Genomic DNA, 19,464 nt, shown 5'->3' with positions numbered 1-19,464 from the left:
CATGTTGACAGATTTTGATATAAAAGACTTGTTTTTTAGATTGGTTAATGTAGAGCCAGGAGTGTCTGATGTTTTTATCCTTTCAGGTTATCCTTTTCAGGTAATGGTCTATGGAACGATGAAAAACGTTTTTTTAGAAGATTTTTATGTAGACAGATTAACTCCCTTTCAAACTGAAGCTATAGCTTTTAATCTTTTAAAAGACAATCCTCAGCTTTTTTTAAAACTTTTTAAGGATGGATATGCAGATTTTTCTTATTTTTTAGATGATAATACAAGGTTTAGGGTAAACGTTTTTTCTCGTCAAAAGACTTATAACATCATCATGAGAAAGCTTGACAGTAGGGTTAAGGGTATAGATGAATGGGGCCTTCCTGAGGTATTTTATAAGATTGCCAAAGAAAAATTTGGGATTGTGTTGGTTACTGGAGCTACCGGACAAGGTAAAACCACTACCTTAGCAGCCATTCTTCACGAAATCAACAAGACCCAGCCTGTGCATATTTTAACCTTAGAAGACCCTATAGAATACCTCCATCAACCTATAAAAGCGACCATTAACCAAAGGGAATTGGGGACTGATTTTAGCTCTTATGCTGAGGGACTTAGGGCAGCTTTAAGAGAAGCCCCTCATGTTATTTTGGTAGGTGAGATAAGAGATAGAGAAACCATGGATATAGCCCTTATGGCGGCTGAAACCGGACATTTAGTGTTTTCAACCCTACATACCATAGGAGCTTCGCAAACCATTAACAGGGTTATAGGGTTTTATCCTCCTGATGAAGAAAATTTTATAAGACAAAGGCTTGCCTCTTCGCTTAGATGGGTGATAGGCCAAAAACTTTTACCTAAAATAGGAGGAGGACGGATTCCTGTTTTTGATATCCTTTATAACAACCTAAGGGTAAAAGAAATCATACTTACAGGCGAGTCAGAGGGTAAAACTTTTTATGATGCCATGACCCAGGGAAAACCTTTTGGGATGCAAACCTTTGATCAACATCTTATTGAGCTTTATGAAAAAAATCTTATTGAGGAAGAGTTAGCGGTATATCATGCCTTAAGAAAGGATATAGTAGGAAGACAAATAGACCTTATTAAAAAGAGAAGAGAGGTGAAAGAAGAGCCTACTTATTTAGAGCTTGGAGGCAAAGGGGTAAAATAAGAGGTTGGTATGGTAGTTGAGACTTCAGATCTGTTTTTACAAAAGCCGATAGTAGCTTTCTTTTGGAAACTTCCAATTTCTTTTCAGCCTATAGCAGAATGGTTTGAAAAACATAAAGGTTATACAATAAGAGAGACTAAAAATCAAGAAGATTTGGTGTTTTGGATAAAAAACAAACTTTTAAAAGTCGTGGTGATAGGGGTTAATTCGTTAGAAGAGGCTAAAGAATTAAAGCAATTTTTGGATTTTAAAATCTCAATAGAATTAAGAAGAGAACTTGAACTGATTTATGTTTGTCCTGAGGCAGAGACCTTAGACCCTAAAAAAACCTTCCTATGGAGTGCTAACTTAATTTTAAATCCCCAACATTTAAAGGAATTTGAGACAGTCTATAATAAAAGCTTATCTTATTGGGAAGAGGTTTATAATTATTTCAAGAGAATTCAGAATTATCTTTTTGAAAAAAATTTGGAGAGGTGGTTATGAAGGTAAGAAAAGCTGTTCTTCCTGTGGCAGGACTTGGAACAAGAATGCTTCCGATTACTAAAGTAGTGCCTAAGGAGCTTTTACCGGTTATAGAAAGACCCACCGTAGAATACGTAATAGATGAAGCCATTCAATCTGGGGTTAATACGTTGATTTTTATCATTTCTCAAGGAAAGGGAAAAATCATAGATTATTTTGATATTGATCTAAACTTAAGAAGTTTTCTTAAAGAAAGAGGAAAAACAGACCTCTTAGAAAAGGTAAAAGAGGTAGAAGAAAAGATAAAATATCTTATAGAAGTTAGACAAAAAGTCCCTGAGGGTTTAGGACATGCCATTTTGATGGCAGAGGAAGCTGTAGGAAAAGAGCCTTTTGCTGTTTTATTAGGAGACGACCTGGTGGACGCAGACCCACCTTGTCTTAAGCAGATGTTAGAGGTTTATCAAAGTTTATCTCTTAAAGTTTCAAGAGTAAGTCTTATAGCGGTAGAAGAGGTAAGTTGGGAACATATTTCAAGATATGGGATTATCGATGGGGAAAAAGTAGAAGAAAACCTTATAAGAATAAAAAACGTAGTAGAAAAACCTGCCCCTGAAGAGGCACCTTCTAACCTTGCTATCATAGGGCGCTATATTTTTGACCCGGTGATTTTTGATTATTTAAAGAGAATACCTAAGGTTAACGGAGAGTACCAGCTGACTGACGCTATACAACTTATGGTAGATGAGGGACATGAGGTTTATGCTTATTTGTCTAAAGGGATAAGATTTGATACAGGAAATAGAGAGGGATTTTTTAAAACTATCCTTCATTACGCCTGTAAAGACCCAAAACTTGAGGATGTTTTAAAGAGTTTTTGCCAAAAACGTTTCCAAATTTAACTTTTGATGTACCTTGTTGAGGTAGTCCTTCCTTTACCTTTAAATCAAACTTTTTTTTATTTAAGTCATAGTTTTATCATTCCTGGAATAAGGTGCATCGTTCCTTTTAAAAACTTTAAATTAATAGGGATCGTTCTTAGTTGTGAACCAGTAGAAGAAGAGAACCTCAAAAATTCAAAGTTTACCTATAAAGAAATAGAAGAGATTATAGACAAAGAACCTATAGTTCCACCTAAGATTTTCCCCTTTTTTGAATGGATAGCCAATTATTATTTATGTCCTTTAGGTTTGGTATATAAAACAGCTCTACCTTCTGGAACATTTATTCTTCCTAAAAAAAGAATCTTTCTAACACCTCTCGGTAAAGAAGCTTTAAAAAAAGGAGAACTTCCTGAGGTTTGTTCTTTGATAAAAACTAAGGGGTATGAGTTTAAAACTTTTTTAAGAAAAGCCAAAGTTTCTTCAAAAGAATTACTAAAATGGAAAAAACAGGGATTTTTAGAAATTCAATATTATTTTCCTGAAGTAAAACTACCTAAAGAAGTTTTTATTAGATTAAACCCAGCTTTAGAAGAAAAAGATATAGAAAATAATAAAATTTTACATTATATAAGCAGTTTAAAAGAAGTTCCTGAGAAAGTTTTAAAGAATCTCTTTCCGGCTAAGGAGGTGAATACTTTAATAAAAAAAGGGATTTTAGAACGGGTTGAATATCCAAAAATGAGGAAGGTTTCGATTTTTATGTCTGTGCCTGAAGTTTATCGTTTGACCCCATTACAAAGAAGTGTTTTTTTGAAAATTAAAGAAAGAATTGATACAGGAGGTTTTAGGCCCATTTTACTTTTTGGTGTTACAGGAAGCGGAAAGTCCTTAATATATTTAGAGGCGATAAAAGAGGTTTTAGCTAAAGGGAAAAGGGTTTTGGTTTTAGTACCAGAGATTGTTCTGACCACTTACATGGAAATGTTATTGCTTAAGCATTTTACAACTGACATAGCTGTTCTTCATAGTGGTCTTTCTAATGGTGAAAGGTTTAAGGAGTGGCAAAGGATAGTTAAAGGAGAGGTAAAAATTGTGGTAGGTGCAAGGTCTGCTATTTTTGCTCCTATAGAAGGCTTGGGTTTGATAGTAGTGGATGAAGAGCACGACCATTCCTATAAAGAAGAAAACCTTACTTGTAAATATAATGCCAGAGACCTTGCTTTGATACGGGGGCAAATGGAGAACATACCGGTAATTTTGGGTTCAGCTACCCCAAGTGTAAAAAGCTTTTATTGGGCTTTAGAAGGGAAATATGACCTTTTGGTTTTAAAAGACCGTCCTTATACTCAACTTCCTAAGATAAAACTTATAAAAAATCCTGGCTTTAAATTAGTGACTGCTACGCTGAAGCAAGCCATAGAAGAAGAACTTGCAAGGGGAAAGTCGGTTTTTTTATACCTTAACCGAAGAGGATATGCCCCTTTGGTAAGGTGTGAAGATTGCTTTCATTTATGGCAATGCCCTAATTGTGGTATTCCTCTTACCTATCATAAAGAAGAGGAAAGCCTTTTATGTCATTATTGTGGTTTTGAAATAACCAAAACTCTTGTCTGTCCTAACTGTAAAGGAACTAATCTAAAGTTTTATCGAGCAGGAACCGAAAGGGTTGAAGAAGAGTTGAAAAAATTTTTTCCAGAGGTAGAGGTGGTAAGGTTAGACCGAGATAGTATAAATACTGAGAAAAAATTTTTAAAAGTGATGGAAAAAATTTACCAGCCCATACCTAAAATCATCGTAGGCACTCAAATGGGGGTACATGGACATAACTTTCCAGAAGTAAGTTTGGTTGGGGTTTTAAGGGCTGAAGAGGGTTTGTTTATACCTTCTTATAGGTCTAATGAAAGGACTTTTCAGTTGCTTACTCAGGCGGCAGGGAGAGCAGGAAGAAAGGCTGAAAGAGGTAAGGTGTTTTTTCAGACTACTTTAGAGGAACATTATGTGATAAATTATGCCCTAACCCAGAACTATGAAGGTTTTTATCACCAAGAAATAGAGTTAAGGAGGGCTTTTGGCTTCCCACCTTTTGTGAGGATGGCGGTTATCAAAATAGAAGGTATTAAAGAAGAATTGGTAAAATTAGGAGGTATTAAGGCTAAGGAAATTTTAGAGGCTATCGTAGAAGAAGAGGGTTTGGAAGGTATAAAGATAATAGGACCTTCTCCCTGTCCTCTTAGAAAATTAAAGGGTTTTTATCGTTGGCATCTTATATTAAAAGCGGAAAGTTATAAAAAGATTAATCAACTTTTAAAGGTTTTTTTGGTTCGTTTTGGTTTAAAAGGGATAAAATTAACCTATGATATCGACCCTGAAGACCTTTTATAAGGTTTACATTTTAAAAAAAAGGCATATATTATAGTTTTAAGTATGATTAAAAGTTCTAAATTGAAATTGGAAAAATTATCTTCTGAGAGATTCTCTTCCATCTATGAGTTTGACCTTAAACCCCTTGAACTTGAAAGTTTTTTAAATGACTATGTAGTAGGACAAAAAGAGGCTAAGGCTGTTATTTCTACCAAAATTTGCACCCATTTTCAAAAGATTAAACATTATGTTTTAAAAAGAAACGAGGAGTTTGATTTTGTCAAAAACAACCTTCTTATCATAGGTCCTACAGGAGTTGGTAAGACCTATGTGATGAAACTGATAGCTAAAAAAATAGGGGTGCCTTTTGTAAAAGGAGACGCTACAAAGTTTAGTGAGACTGGTTATGTAGGAGGAGATATCGAAGACTTGATAAGAGAACTTTATTGGGAGGCTGAAGGAGACTTAGAGAAAGCTCATTATGGAATGATATTTTTAGACGAGATAGACAAAATTGCCTCAACCGGAGAAAACATAGGACCTGATGTTTCTCGGACAGGGGTACAAAGGGCCTTGTTAAAACCTTTAGAAGAAACTACCGTAGAAATAAAATTGCCCCCAGAGGTAGGGCAAAGTTTTAACCATAAAGATTTTTTTGAAAAAAACCGTAAAAAAAAGTTAGTTTTAAACACTAAGCATGTGCTTTTTGTAGCAAGCGGGGCTTTTCAAGGTTTAGAGGAAATTATCAAAAAGAGATTAAGAAAACAGAAAATGGGTTTTCTTTCTGACTTAGAGGAAAAAATAGACCAAAAGATTAATTACCTAAAGTTTGTTTCGCCTGAAGACTTAGTAAACTATGGTTTTGAAAGAGAGTTTGTAGGAAGGTTTCCGGTAATCGTGGTTTTTGATCCTCTTTCTGAAGAAGACCTTTTTGAAATCTTGGCTAATCCTAATAACCCTATAGTTTTAAATAAAAAAAAGGATTTTAATGTCTATGGAATAACCTTAGCTTTTACTAACGGAGCTCTGAAAGAAATTGCACGGCTTGCCTCTCAAGAAAACACCGGAGCAAGGGCCCTGGCTATGGTTTTAGAAAGGGTTTTAATCCCTTATGAAAGGGTGTTATCCTCTAAAGGTTTAAAATATTTAGGGGTAACCGAAGAGTTGGTAAAAGACCCTGAGGGAATCCTTCAAGCTATGTTATCCTCTCCTAAAAACGAACGTTGGATGGTTAACTTTAAGACTGCCCTTTTGGAAGAAGAAGGGCGGTTTAAAGATTATTTAAATTCAAAGAATGATTTTTGGGTTGATAAATCTTTTGATTTAACCCCAAAAAGGGTAAATTTACTTTTTAGTTTTTACTTAAGTTGGGCTATAGAGCCTATAAAGGTTTGGGAAAGGCTTTTTTATGTTTGGCAGCAAATTAAGAACTATGAAAAGTTTTTTGAAAATAGGTATAAATTAAGGATTTTATTTTCTGAAGAAGCTATAGACCTTATTATCGAAAGAGTTATAAAAAAAGAGGTTGGAGTTTTTAGCCTTTGTGACAAGATAATGTCTCGTTTAAAAGATGAACTCGTTTATTTAAGAGATGTTTTAGGTATAAACCACGTAGTTATAACTCCAGAAGCTTTTAAAAATCCAGAAAAATTTTGCGAAGAAATCTTAAAAAATAAGATGATTTAGGAATATGATATACTTAGCCCTTTCTGAGGATTTATTTAATAGATTAAAAGAGGTTTTAGAGAAGCTTAAACTAAAATACAAACTGATAGAAGACGGAGAAACTCTTCTTAAGTTGTCTAAAAAAGAAAAACCAAAGTTGATAGTTTTAGAAAAGGACATCCCGTTGTTAGACGGATTTGCTACTACCTTACTTTTAAAATCCTCTCCAGAAACTCAAGACATCCCTATATTAGGGGTTTGTAAAGTGCCGTTAAAGGAAGAAGAGACTAAAGCTAAAGATTGTGGTTGTGATGACATTTTAGTTTATCCTTTTAAAGAAGAGGAATTTTTAAATAAAGTTTTAAAGTATATAAAAAAATAGAGGTTTAAGAAATGATAGGTATTTCCAAGCTTTATTGTGGGACCATAGAAGCGTCCGACCCTTTAAGGTATGGTAGACATTCAAAAAAACTTCCCTCCCATCTTCTGCAGTTTTCTGAAGACAAAAAACCAGTAGTGGTATGGAATGTCACCAAGGCTTGTAATCTAAGGTGTATACATTGTTATGCCAAAGCAGACAACAACCCCCATCCTGACGAACTTACTACAACCGAAGGTATGGCATTACTTGAAGATTTAGCTCATTTTGGGGTACCGGTAGTTTTGTTTTCTGGAGGAGAACCTTTGGTAAGACCAGATATTTTAGACTTAATAAAAAAAGCCGTAGATTTAGGGATGAGGGCAGTGCTTTCTACCAACGGGGTTTTGATAGATGAAGCTTTAGCTAAAGAACTAAAAACAATTGGACTTTCCTATGTAGGGATTAGTCTTGACGGTTGGAGGGAAGTGCATGATAAGTTTAGAGGGGTAAAGGGGTGTTTTGATAAAGTGATCTCTGCTATAGAGACATGTAAAAAAGAAGGAATAAAAGTAGGGCTAAGGTTTACCATCAACAAACTTAACGCCCAAGAAATCCCTAAGGTGTTTGACTTGGTTGAAGAACTGGCTATTCCAAGGATATGTTTTTATCATTTAGTCTATGCAGGAAGAGGTAGCAATTTAATAGAAATGGATTTGGACCATAAAGAAACCAGGTATTGGGTTGATTATATCATAGACAGAACCAAAGAATTACACGATAAAGGACATAAAGTAGAGGTTTTGACGGTAGACAACCACGCAGATGGTCCATATCTTTATCTTAGAATGAAAAGAGAGGGCAATCCAAGGGCAGAAGAAGTTTATGAACTTCTTAAGATGAACGGAGGTAACAATAGTGGGGTAGGTATAGGCTGTATTTCTTGGGATGGAGAGGTGCATGCAGACCAGTTTTGGAGACACTATTCCTTTGGAAATGTGAGAAAAAGACCGTTTAGCACGATTTGGACAGATCTTTCAGACCCTCTGATGGCTAAATTAAAAGAAAAGAAAAAGCATGTTAAAGGTAGATGTGCCGTCTGTAAGTTTTTAGAGGTGTGCGGAGGAAATTTTAGAGTAAGGGCAGAGGCGGTTACAGGAGATGTGTGGGCTCCTGACCCAGCCTGCTATCTAACCGATGAAGAAATAGGTATAGCCTAAAAAACTGCCTTAAAAAGGAGATTCTGATTATGAATAAAATAGAACGGGCTTTAATCAGTGTAACCGATAAAAGGGGAATAGTAGAATTAGCCAAAGAGCTTGAAGGTTTAGGTATAGAAATCGTCTCTACCGGTGGCACGGCTAAGGTTTTAAGAGAAGGCGGAGTAAAGGTGGTAGAGATTAGCGAAATAACCGGTTTTCCTGAGATTTTAGAAGGAAGGGTAAAAACCTTACATCCCCATATACATGGAGCCATCCTTTTTAAAAGAGACGACCCAGAACACATAAAAACGATAGAAGAACTTAAAATAAAACCTATAGACTTAGTGATAGTAAACCTTTATGCCTTTGAAAAGGTGGTAGAGAAGGGAGGAGACCTAAAGGAGGCTATAGAAAACATCGATATAGGAGGACCTACTTTACTTAGGGCTTCTGCTAAAAACTTTCATTATGTTACGGTGGTGGTAGACCCTCAAGACTATGAAAAGGTTCTTCAAGAGATAAAAACCTATGGCAATACAACCCTTGAAACCAGGTTTGAGCTTGCCAAAAAAGTTTTTGCTTTAACCAGTAGGTATGATCAAACCATCTTTGAATACCTTTCTAAGTTTCATGTATAAGAGATGTTCTGCGTTACCTTAGCAGAAAAGAACGTAGATGAAATTTTTAAAAGGATAGAAAGTTTATCAGAGTTAACCGAACTTTTCGAATTAAGAGTAGATGCCTTAGAAAACCCTTCAAAAGAGGCTTTACAAAAGGTTTTAACCTATCCTTTTAAGTTTATTTTCACTTTTAGGAGCCACAAAGAAGGTGGAAGAAAAAAAATATCTACCCAGGCCTATTTAGACTGGATTTTATGGGCCTTACAACAGCCTTTCTATCTGGTAGACATAGAATGGAGATTTTTGAAGAAAAATTATAAAGACTTTAATTTAACTAATTCTAAATACGAGAAAATTTTAGTATCGTATCATAATTTTAACCGAACCCCTGAGAAAGGATATTTAAAAAAGATGTTATTCCAGATGAAAGAAAGAGGTATTAAAAAGGCTAAAATCGTAACGATGGGTAAGGTTTTTGACGATGGGTTAAGGCTTTTAGATTTGATACTTTTTGCTAAGGAGATAGGGATAGACCTTGTAACCTTTGCTATGGGAGAGGAAGGCAGGTTAAGTAGGGTTTTATGTTTGTTAGCAGGCTCACCTTTTACCTATGTTGCTCCTTCAGAAGAGGAGATAGTAGCTCCAGGACAACTTGACCTTTTAACTGCAAAAACCATTTACTCTAACCTTATAAAATATCTACCTAAACCTGACGAGGATAAGGTATAAAATGTATAATGTTTATGGAGTGATAGGTTATCCTGTAAAACATTCCCTCTCTCCGATTATCCATAACCTGGGGTTTAAACTTTTAGGCCTTAAAGCTGTCTATGGAACCTTTGAAGTTTTACCTGAAGATTTAGAAAAGGCGGTTATGGGAGTAAAGGCTTTAGGGATTAAAGGGCTTTCTGTAACTGTTCCTCATAAAGAACGTATTATCAATTACTTGGATGTTATAGATGATATTTCTTCTGAAATAGGGGCGGTCAATACGGTGGTAATGGAAAACAGAAAGCTTTTAGGGTTTAATACCGATTGGATAGGGGTATTAAAGGCTTTTGAAACTAACGGTGTGAGTTTGAAAAATAAAAGGGTAGTGGTGGTTGGTGCAGGAGGAGCGGCAAAATCAGTTATTTATGCCATGAAAAAGGCTGAAACAAAAGAAGTGATAGTTTATAATCGAACCTATCAGAAGGCTATAGAATTAGCCGAGAGGTTTTCTGTAATAGCTAAACCTTGGGAAGAATTAGAGAAGGCAGAAGGAGAGGTTATAATCCAGACTACCAGCGTAGGGTTAAACTCTAAAGTAAGTGTGGTTGGACCAGAGGTGTTGGCAAGATTTAAGGTAGCGATGGATTTGGTTTATTCTCCTTTAAAAACTACTTTTTTGTCTTATGCTGAGGAAGTGGGTTGTCAGACTATAGATGGACTGCTGATGTTGTTTTATCAGGGTATTGAACAGCTTAAAATTTGGTCTCAAAAGACTTTACCTTCAGAAAGTTTAGACCTTATTAAAAAAGAACTCTATGCAGAGATAAAAAGGAGACAAGGTTTAGATGACAAAGATTAAAGAGATTTACCCATTAAAAGATTTTAAGAAAATAGAGTTAGAACTTCCTTCTTCTAAAAGTTTGACCCAAAGGGCTTTAATTTGTGCCTCTTTGGCAGAGGGCACTTCTCATTTGATAAACCCTTTGATTAGTGAAGACACTTTACTTTTAAAAGGAGCTTTAGCAGCCACTAACGTAGGGTTTGATGAGATTGAGAAAGATAAAGTTTGGAAGGTTAGAGGGGGTTTTCCTCCTTTGCTTTCAGGGGCTAAGGTTTATTTAGGAAACAACGGTACTGGTTCGAGATTTTTTCTAAGTTATGCCTGTTTGGGAAAAGGGAGTTTTATAGAAATTTATGGAAAACCAAGACTTCATGAAAGGCCAGTTAAACACTTAATCGAGTCTTTAAAAAGGCTAAACGCTGAGGTTAAGTGTTTAGAAAAAGAAGGGTACTTTCCTGTGCAGGTAAACGCAAGTGCCTTAAGGTCTGAGGTTATTAGTTTACCAGGAGATGTAAGCAGTCAGTTTGTGTCTTCTTTGCTGCTGATAGGACCTTATTTACCCAATGGGATTGAAATCCTAATAGAAGGTCCTTTTTTATCAAGGTCTTATGTAGAGATAACCTTAGAGGTGATGAAAGAGTTTGGGGTTGAGGTTTATGCTGAAGACCGTTATTTTAAGGTAGGGCATGGTAGATATACCCCTAAGGTTTATGAAATCGAAGCTGATACCTCAAGTGCTTCATATTTTTTAGCCCTTCCTTTAATTTTAGGTGAAGGTGAGGTTTGGGTTAAAAATTACAACTTTTATTCTAAACAAGGGGATACCAAGTTTTTAGAATTTATCAAAAAAATGGGGGCTCAAGTAGAACCTGTTAATCCTAAAGGGGTAAAGGTAAGTTTTAAAGGAAGGCCTAAGGCAGTAGAGATAGATTTAAGAGATACACCTGACCTTTTTCCTACGATGTGTGTTTTGGGGGCGGTAGCAGAAGGAAAGACAGTGCTTAAGGGAGCTCCTCATTTAAGGTTTAAAGAAACAGACCGTATAAAGGCGATGGTTACCGAATTGCAAAAATTAGGGGTTAATGCTCAAGAGCTTCCTGATGGAGCAATAATAGAAGGTAAAGAAAAATTTTTACCTGCAGAAATAGAAACTTATGATGACCATCGAATAGCGATGTCATTTGCGGTTTTAGGTTTAAAGACAGGAGGAATTAGGATATTAAAGCCTGGTTGTGTAAGCAAATCCTTCCCGAGTTTTTGGGAATATTTTGAAAAGCTTTATGGATAAAATTTTACTTATAGGTTTTAGGGCTACAGGAAAGACCACGGTAGGTAAACTTCTCAGTGAGGTTCTAAACTGGGACTTTATCGATACAGACCAGGAGATACAAAAACGTTCTGGAAAAACGATAAGAAAACTGGTAGAAGAGAAGGGTTGGCAACATTTTAGGGAGATTGAAAAAGAGGTTATAAAGTCCTTGGTTGAGAAGAGCAAAGTGGTTATTTCTTTAGGTGGAGGAGGGATATTACATCAACAAGAAATTAAAGCTTTAAAACAAAAGTCTTTTGTAGTATGGCTGAGAGCTTCTCCTAAAATCATTATAGAAAGAATGTTAAAAGATGAAAAAACCTTAGAAGAAAGACCAAAACTTACTTCAGAGGATTTGACTACTGAGGTAGTTCAGGTGTTAACCCTTAGAGAGCCACTTTATCAGGAGTTTGCCGACCTGACCGTAGATACAGAAAGGCTTTCTTTGGAAGAGATAAAAAGTTTTATTTTAGACCGTTTTAGTAGATTTAAAAATTAGGAGAAAGGAGATGAAGGTAGAAAGATTGATCGTAGGTGGTTTTGAAGTTTGTTGTTATATCGTTTATTGTGAGCAAACTAAAGAAGGTATTATCATAGATCCTGGAGCAGAAGACCCAAAGATTTTAAACTTGGTAGAAAATTTAGGAATTAAGGTAAAGGCCCTTTTAGGTACCCATGGACATCCTGACCATGTGGTAGGTGTTTATTTTTTAAAAGAGGCCTTAAACGTTCCTTTTGTATTACATGAAGAGGATGACCGGTTTTTTCAAGATAAGACCAATTTTTCCTTTTTTAAGTCTTGGGGCTTTCCAGAAAACCCAAAGGCAGACACAACCTTAAAAGAAGGAGATGAGGTTCTTTTTGGTAAGGAGAGGCTTAAGGTAATCCATACCCCTGGGCATTCTCCTGGGTCGGTGTGTTTATATCATCCAGAAAACCACGTTTTATTCACAGGAGATACTTTATTTGTAGAGGGGGTTGGAAGGGCAGACTTACCAGGAGGAAACTTTTTTCAGATGATGAACTCTATCAAAGAAAAAATTTTAACTTTACCTGAGGAAACGGTAATTTTCCCAGGACATGATTATGGGTCTAAACCTGTTTCAACCATAGGAGAAGAAAAGGTAAACAATCCTTTTTTAGAGGAAATTTTATAATCTACCTATTCCTTCGTAGCTAAACCCTAAGGCTTTTACTACCGAAGGTTCGTAGATGTTTCTCATGTCTATAAGCACTGGATTTTTCATTACCTTTTTGATCTGAGATAGGTCCAAAAATCTAAATTCGTTCCATTCAGTAAGGATGATTAATCCATCGGTTTCGGCAGCACAACTGATAGGATTTGAGGCATACTCTATGTTTAATCCTTGGGATAATTTTTTAAACTCTTCCATGGCCACAGGGTCGTAAGCCTTTACTTTTGCCCCTTTTTCTAAAAGAATGGGGATAATAGATAAAGAAGGACTTTCCCTTACATCACTCGTGTTAGGTTTAAAGGAAAGACCTAACACCCCGATGGTTTTATCTTTCAGGTCACCTAAAAATTTTTCTAATTTTTCTATTACCTTTAACTTTTGTTTTTCGTTTACCTCGATTACCGCTTCAAGAATTTTGAACGGTGAGCTCACCTTTTTTCCTTGATGGATAAGAGATTTTACATCCTTAGGTAAACAAGACCCTCCAAATCCAGGCCCAGGGTTTAAAAACTTTGAACCTATCCTTGGGTCTATTCCTATTCCTTTAGCTACGATGGTAACATCAGCCCCTACTTTTTCGCAGAAATTAGCGATTTCATTGATAAAAGAGATCTTAGTAGCTAAAAAAGCATTGGTTGCATATTTGATAAGTTCAGCGGTTTCAAGGTTGGTAATTATAAAGGGAGTTTCTGCTAAGTATAAAGGTCTATAAATGTCTTTAATGATGGCAATGGCGTAAGCACTTTCTCCTCCGATAATTACCCTATCTGGATGAATAAAATCTTCTACCGCTGAGCCTTCTCTTAAAAATTCGGGATTAGAGATGATGTCTACAGCTACTGAGGTTTTTTTGTTCGCATCTATCAAGTTTTTAATCCAACGATTAGTTCCTACAGGAACCGTGCTTTTAGTAACGATAACCTTGTATTCATCTATTATCTCTGCTAATGACAAAGCTACCTCTTTTATCTGAGACAAGTCTGAAGAACCATCAGGATTAGGAGGAGTTCCTACACAAATAAACACCACCAAGGAATTTTTGACAGCTTCTTCTAAATCGGTAGTAAAGAATAGCCTGTTTGCTTTTACATTCTTCTTTACTAATTCTTCTAAACCTGGTTCATAAAAAGGTATGATCCCGTTTAAGAGTTTATCTATTTTTTCTCGGTCTTTATCTACACAAAAAACTTTCATTCCAAAATCTGCTAAACATGCCCCAGAAACTAAACCTACATATCCTGTCCCTATGATGGTAATATGCATCTTTTTATCCTTTAAAAAGGTAGATTTATGAACGTTTTTTGTGGTTTTTAGAGGTTTTTGTCGCTAAAGCTTTGTTTTTATTGTTTTTTGTTTTGTTTGCAGTCAAAGTTTTAGCTTTTTTAGAAGTTTTAGAAGTTGAAGCTATAGCCTTGCTTTTTTTAGAAGATTTTTGGACTAAAGTTTTAGATTTTTTAGAGGAAGCTTTAACCACAGAGTTAGCTTTAAACAGTTTGGTTTTAGAAACATGGCTAATAGGGACTTGAGAAGTGACTACCGTATTAAGATATAAAGGTTCTGCCTTATTTTCTAAAACAAGCTGACTGAACTTGATAAGTTCTTTAGAATCGCGCCACAAGCTTTCTCTGGAAGGGGCTCCAAGGACTGAGGTAATGATTAAACGATTATGAACCTTAGAGGCGGTTACTAAACAGTGTTTAGAAGCCCTGGTAAAACCAGTTTTTCCACCTAAGATATAATCTTTTAGTTCAGGGTCCTCTAAAAGATGATTAGTATTTTTAACCACAAGCACCCTTCCACCTTCAGAAGAGATGATTTTTGTATGAGTACCGATAATCTCTTTTATCAAAGGATATTTAAGGGCTTGATAAAGGATTAAGGCTAAGTCATAGGCAGTGGTGTATTGACCAGGGGAAGGTAAACCAGAAGCAGAAATAAAATAAGAATTGTTTAACCCCAATTCTTTAGCCTTTTGGTTCATGTATAACGCAAATTTTTCTTCAGAACCAGCTACCTCTTCTGCCAATGCTACCGCAGCTTGGTTAGAAGATTTCATTAAAAGTAGATATAAAAGGTTGTTTACAGTATAAACTTCCCCTTCTTTTAAAAGGGGAGCTACGCTTGGGGTTTCAGCTGCCGTTTTAGAAATAACTACCTTCTTGTTTAAAGGAAGTTTGTCTAAAACCACCATTGCTGTTATTAATTTTACCGTGCTAGCTGGAGGAATTTTTAGATTAGGATTTTTAGCAAAAAGAACTTTACCTGTAGTAGCGTCTAAAGTAACAGCAGTTACCGCACTTATTTCAGTTAAATTGTTTAAATCTTCAGCTATTCCTCTTTGTCCCCAGAGGATAATACAAAAGAAAAAGAGCAGTCCTAAAAATTTTTTTATGGTTTGTTTCATCATTTTCCTCCTTTTTTAGAAATTTAAAGTTAAAATTTAAAAAAAAACAAAAAGTTTTAAAAAGACAAGGTAAAAGTTAAACAGTTTTTAAAAAATTACCATAAAAACCTGAAAAAGTCAAATATCAAAAAAAGACCAAAACTTTAAAAAAAACAAAGAATGGTTAAAATTTAAAAAGAAAAAAGGCTTATTGAAATAATTTACTGAATTATTATAAATATTTGGGGTTTTTAACGATGAAAAACAAAGAAGTAGCGGACATTTTTTATAAAGTTGCAGCCCTTTTAGAAATCAAAGGGGATAATCCATATAGGGTTAGGGCTTATCAAAGGGCAGCGCAAGTGATAGAGGCTCTCTCTCAAGATTTAGAGGTATTAGCTAAAGAAAATAAGTTAGAAAAACTTCCTGGAATAGGAGCAGATTTAGCCAGCAAGATCAAAGAGATTTTACAAACAGGAACTTTAAAGCTTTATGAAGAGCTGAAAGCAGAAATACCGCCGGCGCTCCTTACTTTTTTAGAAATACCTGGACTTGGGCCTAAAAAAGTAAAAGTCCTTTATGAAAAATTAAACATTTTAACCTTAGATGAGTTAGAAAAGGCTTGTAAGGAACATCGTTTAGCCAAACTTCCTGGTTTTGGAATAAAAACCGAAGAAAACATCTTAAAGGGTATAAAACTATTTAAAGAAAAGGTAGGGAGACGTCCTTTGGGAGAGGTTTTACCTTTAGCAGAAGAAATAGTAAAAACCTTGCAAGCTATAAGCCCTGTAGAAGAAATCGCTATAGCAGGAAGCATTAGAAGAAGAAGAGAAACGGTTAAAGATATAGACATTCTTATTACTTCCCAAAAACCTGACCAGGTAATGAAAAAGGTTGTTGAACTTCCTTGGGTAGAAGAGGTGATAGCCTTTGGTGAGACAAAAACCAGCGTTCGTTTAAAAACAGGCATCCAGATGGATATAAGGGTTGTGGCCTCTGATTCTTGGGGGGCAGCTTTGGCTTATTTTACCGGTTCAAAGGCTCATAACATAAGAATAAGAGAACTGGCCTTAGAAAAAGGGTTAAAGATAAATGAATACGGGGTTTACAAAGGAGAAGAAAAAATTGCCGGAAAGACCGAGGAAGAAATTTATCAGGTTTTGGGTTTACCTTTTATACCTCCTGAAATTAGAGAAGACCGTGGTGAAATAGAAGCTGCTCTTGAAAGAAGGTTACCTAAATTGGTAGAATATCATGAAATTAAAGGAGACGGACATGTCCATTCTAAATACAGCGATGGAACAGCAAGTTTAGAAGAAATCCTTAAAAAAGCAGAAAGTATGGGGCTTGAATGGGTAGCGGTTTGTGACCATTCTCAAGGCTTAAAAGTAGCAGGAGGTGTGCCGATAGAAGACCTTTTTAAGAAAAAAAAGTTAATAGAAGAATTAAACAAAAGGTCTAAAAAGGTTAAGCTTATTTTTGGGGCAGAGGTAGATATTCTTTCAGACGGGTCTCTTGATTACCCTGATGAGGTTTTAAAAGAAATAGACTTTGTAATCGCTGCTATACATACAGGATTTCAACAACCTGAAGAACAGATTACCAACAGGGTTATCTCTGCCCTTAAACATCCTTTAGTTCATGCTATCGCCCATCCCACAGGAAGGATAATAGGAGAAAGAGAATCTTATGCCATAAACCTTCCTAAGGTTATAGAGGTGGCTGCCCAATATAAAAAAGCTCTGGAAATAAATGCCTACTATAAAAGATTAGACCTTAATGACTTAAACATAAGGGCAGCGATAGAAAAAGGTGTTCCTGTTATCATAGGCACAGATGCCCATTTTATAGACCAGATGGACTACCTTTTTTTAGGAATAGCTACAGCAAGAAGAGGTTGGTGCGAAAAACATCACGTTTTAAACACTTTTTCTTATTCAGAGTTTATATCTTGGTTAAAAGAGGTTAAGAGCATAAGTGCAAAGGGGTAAAATACAGGAATATTTAGAAATACAACAAGTTTCAACCCATAACTTAAAGGGGTTTGACCTTAAGATACCGTTAAACTCCTTGGTAGTTATTACCGGGCCTTCTGGTTCTGGAAAAAGCTCCTTGGCTATAGATACGATAGCCGAGGAAGGTAAAAACAGGCTTTTAAAAGTTTTGAATTATGATAAAGAATTTTATGTAACCACTTCTTATCAAGCTACTTTTTCTTCTTCTCTTCCTCCAGTTTTTGCTTTAGCTCAGGGTATAAAAAACTGGTTCCCTTACAAAACCGTCGGAGAATTTTTAGGTTTGCTTAAACTTTTAGAAATTTTGTTTTTGCATGAAGGGGAGGTTTTTTGTCCCTCTTGTGGGTTTCTTAATCGGGTTCATTCTGTTTCACAGGTGCTTTCTTGGTATGAAAATTTGAAGGAAGGAACCAAGTTTTATTTTTTAATCCCTATTTTAGAGCCTACTCCTAAAGCCATAGAATATCTTGTTTCTCAAGGTTTTGTAAAGTATCTTATAGACGGAGAAGAGAAAGACCTTTCCGAAGAAACCTTTCCCAGAAGTTTTCAAGAAATATTTTTAATCTCAGACAGGATGGTTAAGGAAGGAAAGGGGAGGGAAAGACTGGTAGAAAACATAAGAACCGGTTTTTTTCTTAGCAACGGAAGGTTTCTTTTAAGAACTATAGATGGAGTTGAGGCTCAGTTTAGTTTAAGACCGGTATGTTTTAATTGCGGTGGTTTTTTGGCTATAGGTTGGTCTTACTGCAAGATTTGTAAGGGAAGGGGTTATAAAGAAAAAACTTTTTGTGAAACTTGTGGAGGGTTAAAGCTAAAAGAGGAGATTTTAAAAAGCAAACTAAGGCATTTTAGGATAGAGGAAATATTAAAGTTAGACCTTAAAGGGTTTAAAAATTTTATCTCAGAGTTCTCTGATACCAAAGGGTTAAAAAACCTAATAAACTCTGTAGCCTATAAGTTAGACCAGGCCGAATTTTTAGGCATAGGTTATCTTAGGCTTTCTGACCCTGTTTTTAAACTTTCGGTAGGAGAAAAGAAATTGATAGAAGTTTTACAGGTCTTAACCGCAGACCTTAGACATTGTCTTTTTATTCTTGATGAACCAACCTTAGGGCTTGAGTTAGAACAGAGGATCAAAGTATTAGAGTTTTTAAAAAGATTGGTTAAACAAGGAAACTCTTTGTTAGTGGTAGAACATGACCCTTTATTTATTGCCGAAGCTGATTTTATCGTGGAATTAGGGTTTGGAGGAGGGGATAAAGGAGGATATTTATTAGCTGCAGATTATCATGCCCAGTATTTTGAAAACAAACAGGGTTTAACCTCAGCCTATTTTTCTGGAGTGAAAAAACTTGTTAAAAACGAAAAATCTAAAGAGGTAAAAACGGTTGATTTTCCTTTAAGTTTAGGAAAGGTTAAGGTGCTTCTTAATCGATTAAACTTGATTTATGGAAAACCTGGAAGCGGAAAAACCGAAGTTTTTAAAGAACTCTTTGAAGTTTTATTAAAGCAGAACAAACAAGTAGTTTTTAGCGATTTATCTTTGTTTAAAAGAAAACACGATTGGGTTATTCATTATTTAGACCTTTGGGACCATTTAAGAGAGGTTTGGGTGCAACTTCCCTATTCTAAGGTAAAAGGTCTTACTAAAAAACACTTTAGTTTTACCACCAGAGAAGGAGTTTGTGCAGGTTGTCAAGGTAAAGGTAAAAGGGTTTATAAAGAGGAGGAAACTCTGATCGAGGTTTTATGCGAAGAATGTTTAGGAAAAAGGTTAAACTTAGAGGTATTAAACTTAGATTATAAAGGTTTTAAGGTTTTTGAAATCTTAGATTTTACCATAGATGAGGCACTTCAGGTATTTTCAAACCTTCCTAAGGTAAAGGAAAGGTTGATCCAAGCAACAGAAATAGGGCTTGGATATCTAAAACTTTCTCAAGAGATACAAACCCTTTCTGGAGGAGAAAAAACCAGACTTTCTTTGGTAAAAAAGCTGGCTGAAAAAAGAAACGCAGAGTATGTGTTTTTAGAATTTCCTTTTGAAGGACTTCACTTAGAGGACATAAAAAAGCTTTATCGGTGGATAGAAAAGATGGTTGCAAAATCAACAACTTTTATTATTTTAGAGACTAATCCTTTAGCGGTGTTTTTGTCTGATTTTTTGATAGAGGTTAGAAAACATCAGATAGCTTTTTATGGTTTTCCTGAAGAATGGTTGGAGACCCAACCTAATGAATTTAAAAAAATATTTAATTTTTACCAAAGCTTTATTTCCAGACTTTAAGAGAG

Annotated in this window: 17 protein-coding genes; 15 read left to right on the top strand and 2 right to left on the bottom strand. The window is 35.5% G+C overall.

The window, feature by feature from the left end; all coding sequences use genetic code 11:
- Position 1: 1 nt before the first annotated feature.
- Genes F1847_RS05270 through F1847_RS05210 form a run of 13 tightly spaced genes read left to right on the top strand, consistent with a single transcriptional unit; the run spans position 2 to position 12,738 of the window.
- Positions 2-1,165, top strand: a complete 1,164-nt coding sequence (locus F1847_RS05270) for a type IV pilus twitching motility protein PilT (RefSeq protein WP_150072043.1) — start codon at positions 2-4, stop codon at positions 1,163-1,165.
- Positions 1,166-1,174: 9 nt separating this feature from the next.
- Positions 1,175-1,651 carry a hypothetical protein gene (locus F1847_RS05265; RefSeq protein WP_150072042.1) on the top strand — a complete coding sequence of 159 codons (477 nt, stop codon included), beginning with the start codon at positions 1,175-1,177 and terminating at the stop codon, positions 1,649-1,651.
- Positions 1,648-2,532 (top strand): UTP--glucose-1-phosphate uridylyltransferase, encoded by an 885-nt coding sequence (locus tag F1847_RS05260; RefSeq protein WP_150072041.1) that lies wholly within the window; start codon positions 1,648-1,650, stop codon positions 2,530-2,532. Before F1847_RS05265 ends, F1847_RS05260 begins: the two co-directional genes overlap by 4 nt.
- 6 nt (positions 2,533-2,538) lie before the next feature.
- Positions 2,539-4,896: a primosomal protein N' gene (gene priA, locus F1847_RS05255; RefSeq protein ID WP_150072040.1), complete on the top strand. Its 2,358-nt coding sequence runs from the start codon at positions 2,539-2,541 to the stop codon at positions 4,894-4,896.
- Positions 4,897-4,938: 42 nt separating this feature from the next.
- The gene (locus F1847_RS05250) at positions 4,939-6,561 is read left to right on the top strand and encodes an AAA family ATPase (RefSeq protein WP_150072039.1); all 1,623 of its coding nucleotides are present in this window, start codon (positions 4,939-4,941) and stop codon (positions 6,559-6,561) included.
- Positions 6,562-6,565: 4 nt separating this feature from the next.
- Complete coding sequence (locus F1847_RS05245) at positions 6,566-6,922, top strand: PleD family two-component system response regulator (RefSeq protein ID WP_150072038.1); 357 nt, start codon at positions 6,566-6,568, stop codon at positions 6,920-6,922.
- 11 nt (positions 6,923-6,933) lie between these two features.
- Positions 6,934-8,118, top strand: coding sequence for a 12,18-didecarboxysiroheme deacetylase (gene ahbC, locus F1847_RS05240; protein ID WP_150072037.1), 1,185 nt, complete (start codon positions 6,934-6,936; stop codon positions 8,116-8,118).
- Between the two features lie 29 nt (positions 8,119-8,147).
- Positions 8,148-8,738, top strand: coding sequence for an IMP cyclohydrolase (locus tag F1847_RS05235; RefSeq protein WP_150072036.1), 591 nt, complete (start codon positions 8,148-8,150; stop codon positions 8,736-8,738).
- Between the two features lie 3 nt (positions 8,739-8,741).
- The gene (gene aroD / locus F1847_RS05230) at positions 8,742-9,449 is read left to right on the top strand and encodes a type I 3-dehydroquinate dehydratase (RefSeq protein ID WP_150072035.1); all 708 of its coding nucleotides are present in this window, start codon (positions 8,742-8,744) and stop codon (positions 9,447-9,449) included.
- Between the two features lies 1 nt (position 9,450).
- Entirely contained in the window at positions 9,451-10,290 is an 840-nt protein-coding gene (locus F1847_RS05225; protein ID WP_150072034.1) for a shikimate dehydrogenase, read from the top strand.
- Positions 10,277-11,560, top strand: a complete 1,284-nt coding sequence (gene aroA / locus F1847_RS05220; protein ID WP_150072033.1) for a 3-phosphoshikimate 1-carboxyvinyltransferase — start codon at positions 10,277-10,279, stop codon at positions 11,558-11,560. The genes F1847_RS05225 and aroA overlap by 14 nt, the downstream gene beginning before the upstream one ends.
- Positions 11,553-12,080 carry a shikimate kinase gene (locus F1847_RS05215; RefSeq protein ID WP_150072032.1) on the top strand — a complete coding sequence of 176 codons (528 nt, stop codon included), beginning with the start codon at positions 11,553-11,555 and terminating at the stop codon, positions 12,078-12,080. The genes aroA and F1847_RS05215 overlap by 8 nt, the downstream gene beginning before the upstream one ends.
- A gap of 10 nt (positions 12,081-12,090) precedes the next feature.
- A complete protein-coding gene (locus F1847_RS05210) occupies positions 12,091-12,738 on the top strand; it encodes an MBL fold metallo-hydrolase (RefSeq protein WP_150072031.1) in 648 nt (215 codons plus the stop codon).
- Here F1847_RS05210 and F1847_RS05205 read toward each other — a convergent pair.
- Both F1847_RS05205 and F1847_RS05200 read right to left on the bottom strand, forming a co-directional pair.
- Positions 12,733-14,040, bottom strand: a complete 1,308-nt coding sequence (locus F1847_RS05205; protein ID WP_150072030.1) for a UDP-glucose/GDP-mannose dehydrogenase family protein — start codon at positions 14,038-14,040, stop codon at positions 12,733-12,735. The two genes, F1847_RS05210 and F1847_RS05205, sit on opposite strands and share 6 nt — an antisense overlap.
- 25 nt (positions 14,041-14,065) lie before the next feature.
- A complete protein-coding gene (locus F1847_RS05200) occupies positions 14,066-15,181 on the bottom strand; it encodes a D-alanyl-D-alanine carboxypeptidase family protein (RefSeq protein ID WP_168194273.1) in 1,116 nt (371 codons plus the stop codon).
- Between the two features lie 236 nt (positions 15,182-15,417).
- On the opposite strand from F1847_RS05200, the gene polX reads away from it, so the two are divergent.
- Positions 15,418-17,151, top strand: a complete 1,734-nt coding sequence (gene polX / locus F1847_RS05195) for a DNA polymerase/3'-5' exonuclease PolX (RefSeq protein WP_150072028.1) — start codon at positions 15,418-15,420, stop codon at positions 17,149-17,151.
- Positions 17,138-19,459, top strand: coding sequence for a hypothetical protein (locus F1847_RS05190; protein ID WP_150072027.1), 2,322 nt, complete (start codon positions 17,138-17,140; stop codon positions 19,457-19,459). Before polX ends, F1847_RS05190 begins: the two co-directional genes overlap by 14 nt.
- The last annotated feature ends 5 nt before the right edge of the window (positions 19,460-19,464 follow it).

Origin of the sequence: Thermodesulfobacterium sp. TA1, from assembly GCF_008630935.1 — a bacterium.
Lineage (GTDB): Bacteria > Desulfobacterota > Thermodesulfobacteria > Thermodesulfobacteriales > Thermodesulfobacteriaceae > Thermodesulfobacterium.
Note: the sequence above shows the minus strand (reverse complement) of the source record. Positions and strands in the feature narration are given on the sequence as shown.